The organism is Salinivibrio sp. VGrn1, from assembly GCF_009377995.1.
Classification (GTDB): domain Bacteria; phylum Pseudomonadota; class Gammaproteobacteria; order Enterobacterales; family Vibrionaceae; genus Salinivibrio; species Salinivibrio siamensis.
This window is the reverse complement of the sequence record NZ_SATA01000007.1, coordinates 32,055-46,392: the sequence shown is the minus strand read 5'-3', so window position 1 is coordinate 46,392 and position 14,338 is coordinate 32,055. Positions and strand designations below refer to the sequence as shown.

Genomic DNA, 14,338 nt, shown 5'->3' with positions numbered 1-14,338 from the left:
GGGCCTTGTTTTTTATCAGGAGTGAGTTATGTGGCGCGCCTTAAACCAGTTTTCTCGCAGCCGAGCGTCCTGGCTGTTGTTGCTTCTATGCGTTGTGGGGCTGGAAGCCACCGCGCTTTACTTTCAACATTATCAAGGGCTGGCACCTTGTGTGATGTGTATTTATGAACGCGTTGCCCTATTTGGAATTGGCGTGGCTGCCTTGCTGGGTTTAATCGCGCCCAACGACCCTTTTTGGCGTACTCTCGGCTTGCTTGGCTATGGCGTCACAGCTGGATGGGCGCTCAAGCTCTCATTAGAGCACGTCAGTTATCAATTTCCTGATCCGAACCAACTGTTCGGTGCCACCTGCGATGTGGCGGTGAACTTCCCTACTTGGGCGCCACTCAACCAATGGCTGCCATCCGTCTTTGAAGCCTACGGTGATTGCAGCAAAGTGGTGTGGCAGTGGCTAGGCTGGTCGATGCCCCAATGGCTAGTGGGGATCTTTTCCGCGATGTTAGTTGTCTGGACGCTAGTGGTAATTGCCCAGTTTATTGGCCGTCCCCCACGCCGCATTTTTTCATAATGGCGGGTGACGGATCGTGCAAGATAGCGTCGACTTCATCGGCGCTTTCGCTCCTTGCGACGTGGTTGAACCGCTCACAAAGCACCTTGATTAAAGGGCGATCTGCGCCACTAAAAACCCCAGCATCAAGGCGATGAGGCTCACTCCAATAGATGGCCTGATGTTGGTGTAGCACGGGCGGCCCATCAAGGATGTCACACCAAAAACTGCACAATAAGATCACCTTGTCGCCGTAATCGAATTCGGTTTCCACAATCGGTGCCCCGACATGGATCTCTACCCCAAATTCTTCACGCCACTCGCGTTTGAGAGCCTGCTGGTCAGTCTCGCCTTGCTCGACTTTGCCGCCGGGAAATTCCCACCAACTAATAAACTGCCCATCTGGCTGCCGTTGGGCCACCAGCACTTGCTTGTCGCGCATGGCAACGCCGGCCACAACACGTATTGGCGAGGATTGTTTTAACGATTTCATGTCATTAACGCCCACAGCACTTTTTGAACTTGGCACCACTGCCACATGGGCAAGGATCGTTGCGACCTATCGACTTAAATGGGTTAACCTGGTGCGCACCATGCGTGCCTTGTTGCGCTTCATCCGCCGCTTTCGCCACGTCTTGGATCATTAAATCCAGTTGATCCATATATTGGCCCGGCTCAACATCAATGCCAACCTCTTTCATCTGCGCTAACGTGCCTGCTTCATCGTGTAGCAGCAGCATGCTAGTGACTAAGGCGGATAGCATCCGGCGACTGCCATCATTCATGCTCACATCGTGCCAGTGCGGCTCAACATAGGGCCACACCGCTAAAAAACCCTCGGCGAAAGCTTGGGCGTGCTCACCGCGCATCGACAACATTAAGCTATCCGGCAATACATAATCATTACGCATCAAGGCGTGATATTGCTGCTCGAGGTGCGCCAGCACTGACTGTTTATCGTCTGGATGGAGACCGGCCGCCTCCTCGTCGTCTTCTACCCCTGCGGTCACTAATACCGACAGCCAAGTGTCAGGGTCTAAAGGAGCCGGACAAATGTTCGCGGCCAGCAGTGCACCTTCCACAAAGCTGGCAGGCATACCGTCCCAGTGCTCAGAGAGCGTCATTAGTGTTGACATAAACTTTCCTGTGTCATCAATTCTGTTTGTTCACGTGCTTTATCGAGTGCACGCACTATCTCATCGGCGCGATTAAGAACGCGAATCACCTTAAAGCAGGCATCCGCCTGGGGATAATATTGGCGCAAATACTTGAACCATTGCTTGATGCGGTTGGGGAAATACTGCGCCTTATCACCTTGGCGTTCTTGATCGGTATAGCGAATCAGCAATGCTAGCACCGCAGGCCAAGGCATGGGCACGACGTTATCACGGATATGCTGACCCAGATTGGGCATGTTTAACGCCCCACGGCACACCATTAAGGTGTCGCAGCCGGTCATTGCTTGGCAGCGCAGTGCATCCTCACGGTGCCAAATATCGCCATTGGCCGTGACTGGGATGGGCACGTGTTGATTAATGTCAGCAATTAAATCCCAACGAATGGTACCCGCTTTGTAACCATCGCGCTTGGTACGTCCGTGAACCACTAACTCATCAGCGCCTGCCTTTGCCACGGCCTCGGCAATGAACAAGTAATCATCAAGATCATTAAAGCCAAGACGTATTTTGGCGCTCACCGTATAGGCAGGATCCACCGTATCGCGCACCGCTTTAACCACATCAAACATGTGCTCCGGGGTTTTGAGCAACGCCGCGCCCCCACGGTTGCCATTCACCGTTTTCGACGGACAACCAAAATTGATATCAATGCCTTGCGAGCCCAGTTGGATCGCGCGGACGGCATTGCTCGCCATCGCCGTTGGATCTTGGCCCAATAGCTGTACACGAACCGGGGTCCCCGCCGTCGTGGTGCCCCCATGCACTAACTCAGGACAAAAGCGATGAAAGACTTTTTCCGGCAAGCGTTGGTCAACCACGCGCACAAACTCAGTGACACAGAGGCTGTAGTGATTAATCTCCGTGAGCAGCTTGCGCATTAAGGGGTCCAGGACACCTTCCATCGGGCCTAATACAATGCGTGGGGATTGATAATTCGTGTGACTCATGCCGTACCTTTACCGTTAAGGCGCGCTATTTTGCCAGCTTTTCCACCAAAGCGCAGCTAACAAAAAAAGCCAGTCGCAATAGGACTGGCTTTCAACGCATTAGCGACGCCGATAAGGGCTTAGCCTTCAGCTCTCGCCGCTTCAACCATGGCTTCGAGCTGTGGGTACGGCAAATAGCCGGGCGCGACCTGATCGCCAATGATCATCGCGGGCGTACCTCTTAGCCCTAGCTCAACAAACGCGCGATAGTTCTCAGCGACCGCTTTTCCGGTCATTTCTTTGCCGGCAAGCAATGCTTCGGTACCGGTTTTCTGCGCGATTTTCTCTAACGAGCGCGCATCATGCATACCGCGCTTTTTCATCAATAATTCATGGACCTGCGCAAATGTCTGTGGCTGTTCTAGCCACACGTTCATCGCATACACCGCGGAATTAGTGCCGAGCGATTCGATACTCTGCTGTTTGAGTGGTACAGCAATATTAATCACCTTGACATCGTCATGCGCGGCCACCAGTTTCTGCAATTCTTCTTCCAGTTTTTTACAGTATGGGCAGTTGTAATCCATAAAGTTCACCACGGTGACCTCAGGGTTCTCAGCACCAATCCAGCTGTGGGTGTCCGATTCAAACCAGTCACGACGTGCGGCAAGGTTTTCCTTTAACGTTTTTTGCTGTTCAACAAACTTTTGCAAACTCTGGTTGAGGTTGGCGATCAGTTTGGGGTTCTCTTCTAACAAGCTGACAATCTCATCCAGTTGTGCTTGCTCCGTATCCGACAACGCGTGGGCACTGACCGGCAGCGCTAAAAGCAGTAGAGCCCACATTGGGGCGATATAGCGAGATAAGGACATTGGGTTTCCTTTTGATAAATGTAAATTCATAACACCAGCCTTAACCATAGGCCAAACGGTGTTGTGAAGCCTGTTGTTATTGATGTGATTTCTCCTTGCTCGACCACCATCACGGTAGGCGTCACTTTCACCGCAAATGCGTTAGAAAGCGCCCCGCTTTGATCGTTCACTACAGGAAAATCATAACCATGATGCGCAAGGTATCCGGCAATGTGTTTGTTTGAGCCTGAGCGTAACGCGATCGAGACCACCTGCGCATGACCACTTAACCAATCTACCGAGGGGGTCACAAAACGGCATACACCGCACCAGGTTGCCCATACATAGACAAGCACGGGTTCGTGTTGCGACATCGCCACCAAATCCTGTTGGCGGCCATCCAGCAGACGCATTGACGCGACAGGGACCTCACTGGTATCGATATCGCGGCTTCGCCACCAATCCACCGTGGTGCTAGATATCAGTACAAACACGGTGAGCCAGCACAGGTCACGGGCACCGCGTTTGACCCGCATACGCCAAGACCGTTTTGTTTGCTTGGCCGTCATGGCGTTTTCGCCTGCTCAATGGCCGCCATCACCGCCTTGTCAGTCAAAATGACGGGTAAGGGGATCCCCTCTGGTGCACCGGGACCATAGACAATGTTAAACGGTACGCCATAACGCTGGTGCTTTTGCAAATACTGAGTCACGCTATCACTCGGACGGGTCCAATCTCCTTGCATCGTCACCACATTCGTTCCGGTAATGGTGTCATACACGGGCGATTGTAAAATCACCCCCACCTTATTGGCATGACAGGTAATGCACCAATCCGCAGTGACATCAACAAACACCAACTTACCCTGATCCACCGCTTGATCGATCGCGGCTTCATCCAGGCTCACCCAATCCGGGTCAGGATTGAGCGGCGTTGCCCACCGCTGTGCTGTCAATGATGCACCGATAAGCCCCAGCACGATAACCAGCAGCAGTCCTGCCGCGCCTTTAATCGCAGCCATCTTGCCGAGGGCACGATACGTCAGCCAGATACTGGCAGCCAGCAACAGCGTCCCCATTACGATTGCGCCTAACACACCGAGGTACGGCATCCACAGCCAGAATAGCCACACCGTGGTGCCGGCCAGCAACAGCGCAAAGACCCGTTTGACATGATTCATCCACGGGCCAGGCTTGGGTAATACGCGCGTCAGCCCTGGAAAAGCGGCGACCAGCAGCCACGGTAGCGCCATACCAACCGCGAGCGCGGTAAAGATCAGCCAAAGCTGCGTCAACGACCCACCCAGCGCGTACGCCACGGCCGTGCCGAGGAAAGGGGCCGAACACGGTGTGGCCAGTAATGTGGCAAACACGCCTTGAACAAAATGCCCGCTACGGGTGTGACCACCACGTGTCGCTAGCCACGTCTGCCAACTGGGCGGTAAATCAATACGCAGCACATCAAATAAGCTCAGGGCGAACAGCCAAATCACCAGCGTCATCACCCCAATAAATATCGGGCTTTGGAACTGGATCCCCCAACCCACGGCTTGCCCCGTCAGTTTTAAGATCATCAACAACCCAGCAATCGCCCAAAAGGACACCAGAATCCCAGCGGCTGACGCCAAAAACTGACCACGAATGGTGCCACGTGTCGCATCTGGGTTGGCAACGATACTGTTGAGCTTAAGGCCCAGCACCGGGAGCACACAGGGCATCACGTTAAGGATCAATCCCCCTAGCAGTGCGATACCGCCAATCATCCAGAACGATAATCCGCTTTGCGAAACCACACTCCCCGCCCGCACGGTAGTGCTGTGCTCAGCCAGCAGCTGCTTATCCATGACAGTCACTTGAATGGGTTTATCGGTAAGGTTGGGGGGCTCAATCCAATTGGTCACGTCAAACGTGGCGGTCAAGGTATCGCCATCACGGTGGATACTGGGCACGCCAAAGGTATCATCGATAACGGCATCACCATCCACCAGCATATCGGGTTGCTGCCAAGCTTGGCTCCCAGTCACAGTGACCGCGATCTGTTGCTGGTTGGCATCCCACACCGCGGATTCAATCTGCACACTGGGAAGTGGCTTAGGTACCTGACTCATCGCTTGGTTGAACTGATACATCCGCTCGCCATCCGCCTCAAGCGTGCTCGGGGTAAAGTCGAGCGAGATAGGGTAATCAGTGATCACACACACACTGGTGCACGAGGACAAGCGCAAGGTGGCATCGAGCGAAACCGGCTGTTGCCAGGTTTCAACCTCAAAGGTCAGCGGGAAAGTCACCTGCCCTTTGTAGCCCAGCATGGTCAGGCCAAGTAGCTCATGTCGACTAGGGGCCGGCCAGTGCCAGGTAATATCACCCAGGTTTTGGCTGTCGTTGATGATAAGTTCCGGTGCGACTCCGCCCTCACCTGGCGAGCGCCAATAGGTTTTCCAGTCACCTTGTAAACGGATAGAGAGCAACCCATCGAGATGCTGAGTCTGTGGATGACCTTGTCCGGTTAAGGCGAGGCGCGCCTTAACGGGTGGATGGTCGGGGTTACTGAGCCAACCTGTATCAGGCGCAGTGGCCCGTACCGCCGGGCTGAGTAGCAGTAAGCACAAAAACAAAAGCGGCAGTAAAGCAACGCCTTGCCAAACATGACCGTGTTTAAAAGCGTGCCAATAGTCATTGAGTCGATTCATAAGTCTGTTCCTTGTTAAGAATAAATACGCTATTTAGGAAGCAGGCGCTTTATTCTCGGAACACACAAAAGCAAAGATGCCGTCGTCGATAGGTCGGTGGATCGTGAGTGGGTAAGGTGATCGATACACTAACGGTCGCCATCACCGCAAGTAGCACAATCAGCCACCAAAGTGGTGACGGTAGCCAGTCTAACGCCAACGCAGACGGATGCATCAACTGCTCAGAAAGCGAACATTTTTTACCCAGTGCGCTTTTTGCTTCCTCGGCGTCACCAATATTGACTGCTTGGCAAGTCGCTTGTACCCCTGATTGCCAACTCAGTTGGTTTTGCAAAGCACACACGGCCAGTACCCAAAGCGCAATGGCGAGGGCCCAGCCAGCTTTTGAACGACGCGTGTACCTTTGCATGTCACCTCCTGTCGAGTTGGCCATCATTATGCCCAACAACAGAAATTAAACAATGGGGAGTCTGCGCCATAGGGTGACAATGTGCTGGGGTTACCGCAGTTGCTGAGTCAGCTGGATATGATCTTCCCAATCAATCACATCGATTTCGTACACCACGCTGCCTTTTACCGAGATCCCCGCTTTATGCATCGCCGCCTTTGATCCTGTGATCAGCGGATGCCACTCGGGTAAGGGTTTATGTTCAGCCAGCAAGCGATAGGCACAGGTTTCCGGCAACCAATAAAACTCATCAATCTTATCGCGGGTAAGCTTCAAACATGACTCTTCATACGAAAAGCGGTTGGGATAATCTTTGCACGAGCAGGTTTTATCATCGAGCAAACTACAGGCGACATTGGTGTAGTAAAGCTCGTCTGTCTCTTCATCAATCAATTTGTGTAGGCAGCAGCGGCCACAGCCGTCACAGAGTGATTCCCACTCCTCATCACTCATTTGTGCCAGGGTCTTTTGTTGCCAAAAAGGCGTGCTCATGGTGTTTAATCTCTTTTTTATTGCCGCCTTTTCACGGCAACGACATTGCGCGCTTGTTATAACCATCATAGCCGTAAAGTGCAAGCAAGCCTTTGTGTGGGTTGGATAGTCCAAAAGTGAGTGGTAGAGTGCCCGACTTTGCACGTTGACGGAGGCCATGATTATGCCAACTGCATCGCCATTTTCGTGCCGTCTTGGCTGTGGCGCTTGCTGTATCGCGCCTAGCATTTCGTCACCGATCCCTGGTATGCCAAACGGTAAACCTGCTAACACCCGTTGTGTACAGCTGGATGAACGCAACCTCTGTCAGCTGTTTGGATCCGACGCCCGCCCCGAGGTGTGTGCCGCATTCGATGCAGATCCCGAGGTATGTGGTGATACGTACCAGCAAGCGCTCGATAACCTTATTTATCTGGAAGCGGCGACATAAAAAACGCTGGCTTATCTTAGCCAGCGCTTTATCTATCAGCGTGTTTTCACCGCGAGCTTGTTAGCTTTGAATCCCCACAATCAACCAAGGCGCATTGGGCTGGCTTAAGTCACGTTCTAAGTGCCAAATATCCGTAATGTCTTCTTCGACCCCCTCCACGCGGTCACAATAACGACCGGTGAATTTTAAGCTCAATTGTGCCCTGCGGCTGTCATAATCGGCGCGAACAATCTCGGCATCCACATACATGACTTCAGTGTGTTGCTCACTGCCCAATCGTGCACGCTCGGCGGCGAGATCGTTATAAAGCTCAGGCGTCACATACTCTTGAATTTTCTCAAGCTCGTTATGGTTCCATGCGCCTTGCAAAATCCGATAATGCTCACGGGCTCCGCTCAAGAAACTTTGCATGTTGAACTGAGGCGGAAAGTTAAATGGCACATCGTTTTGCATGCCCCCAAATCCACCTGACGTCGCGCCTGTGCCTGCCGCGTTTTGTCGAAATGCATGAGGCTTTTCATGATAATAACCTTTGTGTTGCCCCGCGTAGGCCGGCCCTTGCGCCTGAGCCCCTGCTTTGGCTTGGGTGAGCCCGCGGAGAAACTTCATGGCGAAGTAGGCGATCAGGCCTAGAATCAAGATATCCATAAATTGGATACCCTCAAACGCCCCGCCGAAGAATGCGGCCAACAAACCACCGGCGAGCAAACCGCCGAGTAAACCACCGGCGAGCCCTTTTTTACTTGTTTTCGAGGTATTCTGTTTGAGGGTGTTGGTGTTAGTGGTGGTATTTTTTGGCGCAGGCGCGGTTTTAAAGCTTTTACCAAAAGACTTGCCGCCGCCGAAGCGTTTCGCTTCTGCGTAAGGCGCTGTCACAACAAAGACAACCATCAAGGCTGCAACAGAGAGTAATTTTTTCATCATCGCATCATCTGTGGTTTAAGACCGTTATCATGCTAGAGTCTCTGGTGGTGAAGTCAATTGGCAGAGCGGGAATAATTGTTACCAAACGTCATCCAAACACCACTGTTTTGGCGTCAGTAGGAACCATTTGCCACGCAGGCACTCCAAGCCATTAGTATTCTTTTCACTGCAATAGGACCAAGCCATGAATGATACCCACAGTAAATTTGTTGGTTACTTACTCTGGATCTTTGGTTTTCTCGGATCCCACCGGTTTTACTATGGAAAACCGGTAACTGGCACCCTCTGGTTTTTCACCCTAGGCCTGTTCTTCGTTGGCTGGATTGTGGATTTGTTCTTGATTCCTTCCATGGATAAAGAAGCCGATCTCCGTTTTCGCAGTGGCCCCACGGATTTTACCATTGCCTGGCTATTACTGACCTTTCTGGGTGTGTTTGGCATTCACCGTATGTACATGGGTAAATGGATCACCGGCTTTATCTATCTATTTACCGGTGGCTTTTTCTTAATTGGTGTGCTGTATGATTTTTGGACACTCAATGAGCAAGTGTCGATTAAAAACATGCAAAAATTCTCTTAGTCCTCTTTGTTTGACAACTAACTGAATGATGCGCAACGTATTCAAGGTTGCGCATACCTCGCTCGCTGCTAGTATAAGTCGCTTATTGCAACGCGAAATGGATCTGCCTAAATGAGCCAACAGTTTCAGCTTTTACGCGAGCGACGTTTTTTGCCTTATTTCATTACCCAGGCATTGGGCGCGTTTAACGATAACGTTTATAAGAATGTGTTGGTGATCATGGTCGCGTTCGCCTCGGCCGATCAACTGCCGATGGACGCCACGCTGTTTATCAACGCCGCTGCTGGGCTGTTTATTCTGCCTTTTTTCTTGTTTTCTGCCTTTGCTGGCGAGCTTGCAGACAAATACGACAAAGCCCTTATTATGCGACGGGTGAAATGGTTAGAAGTGGTGATCATGTCGAGTGCCGCTGTCGCGCTGTATTTTCACGCTTGGAATGTGTTACTCGGCTTACTTTTTTTGATGGGCACCCAATCGGCTTTTTTTGGCCCGGTGAAATACGCATTACTACCACAAACGCTCAATGACAAAGAGCTTGTTTCAGGCAATGCCTTGGTGGAAACCGGCACCTTCTTATCGATTCTGCTCGGTACCTTGCTGGCGGGCTTTATTGCCCATCACCCTGACTCTAACCTGATATCTGGGATAGCCGTATTTAGTTTTGCGTTGCTCGGCGTCATGTCTGCCCATGCCATCCCTCCCGCCCCCGCGGGTAACCCTGGACTCAATTTACGTTACCGACCCGTTGCTTTAATGCGACAAACGCTGCGTTTCGCGCGTAAAGACAAGGTCACCTTACAAGCGATTCTCGGGATCAGCTGGTTTTGGTTTCTAGGTGCCAGCTATTTAACCCAGTTTCCCAAATTCACCGCCTCGATCGGTGGCGGTGAAATTGGCGTATCATTTCTGCTCACCTTGTTTTCTGTTGGCATCGCTGTGGGGGCATTGCTGTGTGATAAGCTTTCTGGTCATCGTATCGAGCCCGGCATTGTCCCCTTGGGCAGTTTAGGATTAACCGGCTTTGGCTTACATTTGTTTTTTGCCACGCCGGCGGCCCCGACCCTTCATAGCAACCTGCTTGCTTTTATCACTGATCCAGCCCTGACCTGGGTGTTTATCGACCTATTGATGATTGGCGTGTGTGGCGGGATTTTTATTGTGCCACTGTACAGTCTGATGCAACAACGCGCCGATAAAGCCGCGCGTGCGCGTGTGATTGCCGCCAACAATATTTTCAATGCCTTGTTTATGGTGGCCAGTGCGATACTCGGTATCACTCTCTTGGTCGTGGTTGAGTTATCTATCGCGGAATTCTTCTTAGTATTGGCGGTGCTCAACTTCTTGGTGGCTATCTATGTCAGCAAACTGGTACCGATTTTCGCCTTGCGCTTTTTTACCTGGATGGTCACCCATACCCTGTATCGAGTAAAACACCAAGACTTACACCATATTCCTGAAAAAGGCGGTGCCTTGCTGATTTGTAACCATGTCAGCTATATGGACGCGCTCTTGTTAGCTGGCGCGTGTCATCGCCCTATCCGCTTTGTAATGTTTGAAGATTTATATCAATTGCCCGTGCTACATTGGTTCTTCCGTACCTCAAAAGTGATCCCCATTAGCCATCGGGGCCGCACGATCCGGGCCGCCATGAACGAGATTCAAAAGGCGCTTGATAATGGCGAAGTGGTACTGATTTTCCCAGAAGGGCATCTTAGTTATGACGGCGAAATCGACCAATTCCGCCGCGGGATGGATATGATTTTGCAACGCTCTCCGGTGCCTGTGGTACCGATGGCGTTACAGGGCCTTTGGGGCAGCTACTTTAGCCGTCATGGCGGGAAAGCCATGTTAAAACTGCCCAAGCGGTTTTGGTCTAAAGTCACCGTCGTCGCCGGTCCAGCCGTTGAGCCTGAGCAAGCGACCTCAGAGCATATGCGCAATGAAGTCATTCGCCTGCGCGCCGACCGGCCTTAGTTAATCGCTTGGCGTTGAGCCCATTGGGTTAATTGCGCTCGAGACGGTTTAATCCCCGCCTCGGGCGATAACGATGGCCAAGGTAAGAACGCGACCGGGCGTTGATAAGCGGGCAAGCGCCGACAATAGTCAGCCAGCTGCTGGGCGTTGAGAAGGCACCGACTCTGGATAATCGCCAACGGACGCGCCCCGAATTCGCGATCGTTAACCGGAACGACCATGGCCTGACGAATTTCGGCACACTGTTGCAAGTGTGCCTCAATCACCTCGGGCTGAACGTTCTCCCCACCGCAGATAAATTGATTATCCTTACGCCCGATGATACGTAGCGTCGGCGGGTGAACGTCTGTACACCAACTCGCTAAATCGCGCGAGGCCAGCCCTTTGGACGCATCAAGCGGTTGCAATGCGCCCGCTTGCCAAACCCCTAAGGCTAACGTCTCCCCGCGGTGGATTACCTCACCGTCATCCGCCACCATCACATCGCGATACGGCAAGGTGGTGCCCACATCATCCTGTCCATCGGCTCGCTTTAAAGTGACCGTCGATGCCGTTTCCGTCATCCCATACCCACACCAACAGCTTATCCCTTGTTGTTCTGCCTGCTCCGTCAGTGCACTTGAAATAGCAGCGCCACCGAGCAACACGTGAGATAAGGTGGAAGTATCTGGGCATTTTCTCAGTGCAGGCAACACGCGATAGAGCTGCGTGGGCACTAACGAGGCGTGGCTAACATGTGTGAGCGCCGATGCCATGCTTTCCCCACGACATGGATAGATAGCCAGCTGTGCGCCTTTATACAACCAACGCCATACAATGGCTAAGCCGGATATATGAAACAGTGGCAACGATAAGAGCCAACGATCGACGCGGTTTTCTAGAGAGGTCGTCTTATCCGCCAAGCCCAAAAAAGGCAGCATTTGGGTTAAACCGGCAGCACTGGCGAGATGCTGATGAGCCGCGTGAGCAATCACCTTAGGCGTACCGGTTGACCCGGAAGTTAAGGTTAAGGTTAGAGGCTTATCGGGTTGCCAATGGGTTGCAATGGGCAGCACATTGACACGCGGTTGGCGCGAGCGGTCAGGCAAAAATTGATAGACGCCAAGTTGACTCAGCACGGAGGCTTGCACCTCGTCACTTAAAGCTTGATTCAATACCAGCGTTTTTTTCCCCGCCTGCCAAGCCGCGAGCATCCCCACAATCAGCTCCCTTTGTGACAATGCGCTGTCGAGCACCACAATGGGCGCCTCACCCAGTAGATCTTGCTGGCCATCCACGAGCGTACTGAGTGCATCCCATGTGAGCGGCGTCTCGCTATCAATCGCTTTCGCGTTCGGTGCTACAGCCGCCCAATGGCGCCATGGCCACGTATCAAACCCAAACATGCGTTGACTCACAAGGTGTTTATCCACACGAGTGGCTGATCGTGGAGTGGGATCAAGGGCTGCGACGCCCCTGGCCAGGTGCGATCGAGTTGATGCTGATAAATCCCCAATGTATCAAGTCCTGGCACGACACCTGGGGTCAACCAATCGGCCAATCGTGATAATTGCGTTAAGCCCAAACTGGTTTCTAATGCCGAGCTAATCACCGCCGTTTTGCCCAACGCATGCGCCCGACTCACCCATTGCTCAATGGTGGCCAGATCGCCGAGTAAACTGGGCTTAATCACCCAGGTCGAGACCCGATCGTTTTCAAGCAACGCCATATTTTGGCTATCGATTAGGCTCTCGTCCCACGCCAGGGGGTAGCCTAATGCCTGTGCTTGTACGAGCGATTGGTTAGGATCGCGACAAGGCTCTTCAATCCAGTGAATTCGCGCTTGGTGGGCTTCACTGAGCCCATTCCAAAAGCTGGCAAGTTGCTCAGGTTGCCAACGACGGTTCGCGTCAAGGCGCAGCCTCAAATCCGGCAACGCCTCTAACATGGTCGCGATCATTAACCGATCGCGGGCGACCTCATACTCCCCCACTTTAATTTTTGCCTCATAAGGCTGGCCCGCCGGTTGTTGCCCCAGCGTCACCAACAAGGCATCAGGATCCCCCGTACACACGGGCACATGACGAAAGCCTGACTGAGTGGGCAAACGCTTGTCTAACTCGGCTTGCGCGATACTTAGCCCCCATGCCACAGAAGGAGGCAGTTGTGGCATGGCAATATTACGATGATCACACCAAACCGCGGTGGCAGCAATTAACGCATGACGTGCCTCAGCAAAGGTTTCTTGGCTAAAACCGGGGAGCGGCGCCACTTCGCCCCAACCACGTTGTGCTCCCTCGCTTAATTCAACCACCAAGCCCTCTCTCTCCGTTAACGGCTGATCACGGACAAATAAACCGGCATTGACTGGCAAGGTGTAGTGATAAATCCGTGCCTGTCTCATAGTGACCTCTATGGATTACGTGGGAAACGATCAAATTCAGGGCGGCGTTTTTCATTAAAGGCATTGCGCCCTTCTTGCCCCTCATCGGTCATGTAAAACATCATGGTGGCGTTACCGGCCAGTTCTTGTAGACCCGCCTGCCCATCGCAGTCTGCATTCAACGCCGCTTTTAAGCAGCGCAACGCCATGGGGCTGTGTTGGAGCACTTCCCGGCACCAACGCACTGTCTCTCGCTCAAGCTCATCCAGTGGCACGACGGTGTTCACCAATCCCATGTCTACGGCTTCTTGCGCATTGTAGAAACGGCACAAGAACCAGATTTCACGGGCTTTTTTCTGCCCCACAATCCGTGCCATATAAGACGCCCCCCAGCCACCGTCAAAGCTGCCGACCTTGGGACCCGTTTGCCCAAACTGAGCGTTGTCGGCGGCGATGGTTAAATCACACATCATATGCAATACGTGGCCACCACCGACGGCATAGCCTGCAACAGCGGCAATGACGGGTTTGGGGCAGGTGCGGATCTGACGCTGAAAGTCCAGCACGTTCAAATGGTGCGTGCCTTCATCATCTTGATACCCGCCGTAGTCGCCCCGCACGGACTGATCGCCGCCGGAACAAAACGCCTTCTCTCCCAGCCCAGTGAGGATAATCACGCCCACTCGGCTGTCATAGCGCGCATCAGCCAACGCTTGCATCATTTCTTTTACCGTTTGAGGCCGGAATGCATTGCGTACCTGAGGGCGGTTAATGGTGATCCGAGCGATACCATCGGTGGATTTATGGTATAGGATATCGCTAAACGCATGCTCAGTCGGTTCCCACTCAATCGGCGCGTAAAGCTCTTTTTCTGTCATTCCCGGCGTGACAGCCATAGTGTCTCCCCTTCCTCGGTTGCTTGGGACAAAGCCCGTCA

The 14,338-nt window shown here is 52.7% G+C and carries 16 protein-coding genes; 4 read left to right on the top strand and 12 right to left on the bottom strand.

The window, feature by feature from the left end; all coding sequences use genetic code 11:
• Positions 1–28 precede the first annotated feature (28 nt).
• Positions 29–568 carry a disulfide bond formation protein DsbB gene (gene dsbB / locus EHW56_RS11275; protein WP_077606901.1) on the top strand — a complete coding sequence of 180 codons (540 nt, stop codon included), beginning with the start codon at positions 29–31 and terminating at the stop codon, positions 566–568.
• Here dsbB and EHW56_RS11270 read toward each other — a convergent pair.
• From EHW56_RS11270 to EHW56_RS11235, 8 genes are all read right to left on the bottom strand, one after another.
• A complete protein-coding gene (locus tag EHW56_RS11270; RefSeq protein ID WP_152795670.1) occupies positions 534–1,040 on the bottom strand; it encodes a (deoxy)nucleoside triphosphate pyrophosphohydrolase in 507 nt (168 codons plus the stop codon). The two genes, dsbB and EHW56_RS11270, sit on opposite strands and share 35 nt — an antisense overlap.
• Positions 1,041–1,044: 4 nt before the next feature.
• Positions 1,045–1,683: an SEC-C metal-binding domain-containing protein gene (locus EHW56_RS11265; RefSeq protein ID WP_077578058.1), complete on the bottom strand. Its 639-nt coding sequence runs from the start codon at positions 1,681–1,683 to the stop codon at positions 1,045–1,047.
• Positions 1,671–2,672, bottom strand: a complete 1,002-nt coding sequence (gene dusC / locus EHW56_RS11260) for a tRNA dihydrouridine(16) synthase DusC (protein WP_152795668.1) — start codon at positions 2,670–2,672, stop codon at positions 1,671–1,673. The genes EHW56_RS11265 and dusC overlap by 13 nt, the downstream gene beginning before the upstream one ends.
• A gap of 119 nt (positions 2,673–2,791) precedes the next feature.
• A complete protein-coding gene (locus EHW56_RS11255; RefSeq protein ID WP_227486514.1) occupies positions 2,792–3,523 on the bottom strand; it encodes a DsbA family protein in 732 nt (243 codons plus the stop codon).
• A 26-nt stretch (positions 3,524–3,549) separates the two neighbouring features.
• Positions 3,550–4,071, bottom strand: coding sequence for a protein disulfide oxidoreductase (locus EHW56_RS11250; RefSeq protein ID WP_077667708.1), 522 nt, complete (start codon positions 4,069–4,071; stop codon positions 3,550–3,552).
• Positions 4,068–6,191: a protein-disulfide reductase DsbD gene (locus tag EHW56_RS11245; protein ID WP_152795666.1), complete on the bottom strand. Its 2,124-nt coding sequence runs from the start codon at positions 6,189–6,191 to the stop codon at positions 4,068–4,070. Before EHW56_RS11245 ends, EHW56_RS11250 begins: the two co-directional genes overlap by 4 nt.
• Positions 6,192–6,240: 49 nt before the next feature.
• On the bottom strand, positions 6,241–6,600 hold the full coding sequence (locus tag EHW56_RS11240; RefSeq protein WP_152795664.1) for a hypothetical protein: 360 nt from the start codon (positions 6,598–6,600) through the stop codon (positions 6,241–6,243).
• A gap of 90 nt (positions 6,601–6,690) precedes the next feature.
• Entirely contained in the window at positions 6,691–7,131 is a 441-nt protein-coding gene (locus tag EHW56_RS11235; protein WP_077665865.1) for a YcgN family cysteine cluster protein, read from the bottom strand.
• 163 nt (positions 7,132–7,294) lie between these two features.
• Between EHW56_RS11235 and EHW56_RS11230 the strand changes: the two genes are divergently transcribed.
• Entirely contained in the window at positions 7,295–7,561 is a 267-nt protein-coding gene (locus EHW56_RS11230) for a YkgJ family cysteine cluster protein (RefSeq protein ID WP_152795662.1), read from the top strand.
• Positions 7,562–7,621: 60 nt separating this feature from the next.
• Here EHW56_RS11230 and EHW56_RS11225 read toward each other — a convergent pair whose 3' ends face one another.
• A complete protein-coding gene (locus EHW56_RS11225; protein WP_152795811.1) occupies positions 7,622–8,482 on the bottom strand; it encodes a Tim44 domain-containing protein in 861 nt (286 codons plus the stop codon).
• Positions 8,483–8,669: 187 nt separating this feature from the next.
• Between EHW56_RS11225 and EHW56_RS11220 the strand changes: the two genes are divergently transcribed.
• Positions 8,670–9,065, top strand: a complete 396-nt coding sequence (locus tag EHW56_RS11220) for a TM2 domain-containing protein (protein ID WP_046075271.1) — start codon at positions 8,670–8,672, stop codon at positions 9,063–9,065.
• Between the two features lie 111 nt (positions 9,066–9,176).
• Positions 9,177–11,039, top strand: a complete 1,863-nt coding sequence (locus EHW56_RS11215; RefSeq protein WP_152795660.1) for an MFS transporter — start codon at positions 9,177–9,179, stop codon at positions 11,037–11,039.
• On the opposite strand, the gene EHW56_RS11210 is transcribed toward EHW56_RS11215, so the two are convergent.
• Genes EHW56_RS11210 through menB form a run of 3 tightly spaced genes read right to left on the bottom strand, consistent with a single transcriptional unit; the run spans position 11,036 to position 14,297 of the window.
• On the bottom strand, positions 11,036–12,436 hold the full coding sequence (locus EHW56_RS11210; RefSeq protein WP_152795659.1) for an AMP-binding protein: 1,401 nt from the start codon (positions 12,434–12,436) through the stop codon (positions 11,036–11,038). The two genes, EHW56_RS11215 and EHW56_RS11210, sit on opposite strands and share 4 nt — an antisense overlap.
• Complete coding sequence (gene menC / locus EHW56_RS11205) at positions 12,433–13,422, bottom strand: o-succinylbenzoate synthase (RefSeq protein WP_152795658.1); 990 nt, start codon at positions 13,420–13,422, stop codon at positions 12,433–12,435. The genes EHW56_RS11210 and menC overlap by 4 nt, the downstream gene beginning before the upstream one ends.
• A gap of 8 nt (positions 13,423–13,430) precedes the next feature.
• Positions 13,431–14,297: a 1,4-dihydroxy-2-naphthoyl-CoA synthase gene (gene menB, locus EHW56_RS11200; protein ID WP_077638789.1), complete on the bottom strand. Its 867-nt coding sequence runs from the start codon at positions 14,295–14,297 to the stop codon at positions 13,431–13,433.
• Positions 14,298–14,338: the final 41 nt, after the last annotated feature.

Coding starts and splice junctions, on each gene's coding strand:
- dsbB (WP_077606901.1), top strand. CDS start 29: ATGTGGCGCGCCTTAAACCAGTTTTCTCGCAGCCGAGCGTCCTGGCTG.
- menB (WP_077638789.1), bottom strand. CDS start 14,297: ATGGCTGTCACGCCGGGAATGACAGAAAAAGAGCTTTACGCGCCGATT.
- EHW56_RS11250 (WP_077667708.1), bottom strand. CDS start 4,071: ATGACGGCCAAGCAAACAAAACGGTCTTGGCGTATGCGGGTCAAACGC.
- EHW56_RS11270 (WP_152795670.1), bottom strand. CDS start 1,040: ATGAAATCGTTAAAACAATCCTCGCCAATACGTGTTGTGGCCGGCGTT.
- EHW56_RS11255 (WP_227486514.1), bottom strand. CDS start 3,523: ATGTCCTTATCTCGCTATATCGCCCCAATGTGGGCTCTACTGCTTTTA.
- EHW56_RS11265 (WP_077578058.1), bottom strand. CDS start 1,683: ATGTCAACACTAATGACGCTCTCTGAGCACTGGGACGGTATGCCTGCC.
- EHW56_RS11215 (WP_152795660.1), top strand. CDS start 9,177: ATGAGCCAACAGTTTCAGCTTTTACGCGAGCGACGTTTTTTGCCTTAT.
- dusC (WP_152795668.1), bottom strand. CDS start 2,672: ATGAGTCACACGAATTATCAATCCCCACGCATTGTATTAGGCCCGATG.
- EHW56_RS11245 (WP_152795666.1), bottom strand. CDS start 6,191: ATGAATCGACTCAATGACTATTGGCACGCTTTTAAACACGGTCATGTT.
- EHW56_RS11235 (WP_077665865.1), bottom strand. CDS start 7,131: ATGAGCACGCCTTTTTGGCAACAAAAGACCCTGGCACAAATGAGTGAT.
- menC (WP_152795658.1), bottom strand. CDS start 13,422: ATGAGACAGGCACGGATTTATCACTACACCTTGCCAGTCAATGCCGGT.
- EHW56_RS11240 (WP_152795664.1), bottom strand. CDS start 6,600: ATGCAAAGGTACACGCGTCGTTCAAAAGCTGGCTGGGCCCTCGCCATT.
- EHW56_RS11225 (WP_152795811.1), bottom strand. CDS start 8,482: ATGAAAAAATTACTCTCTGTTGCAGCCTTGATGGTTGTCTTTGTTGTG.
- EHW56_RS11230 (WP_152795662.1), top strand. CDS start 7,295: ATGCCAACTGCATCGCCATTTTCGTGCCGTCTTGGCTGTGGCGCTTGC.
- EHW56_RS11220 (WP_046075271.1), top strand. CDS start 8,670: ATGAATGATACCCACAGTAAATTTGTTGGTTACTTACTCTGGATCTTT.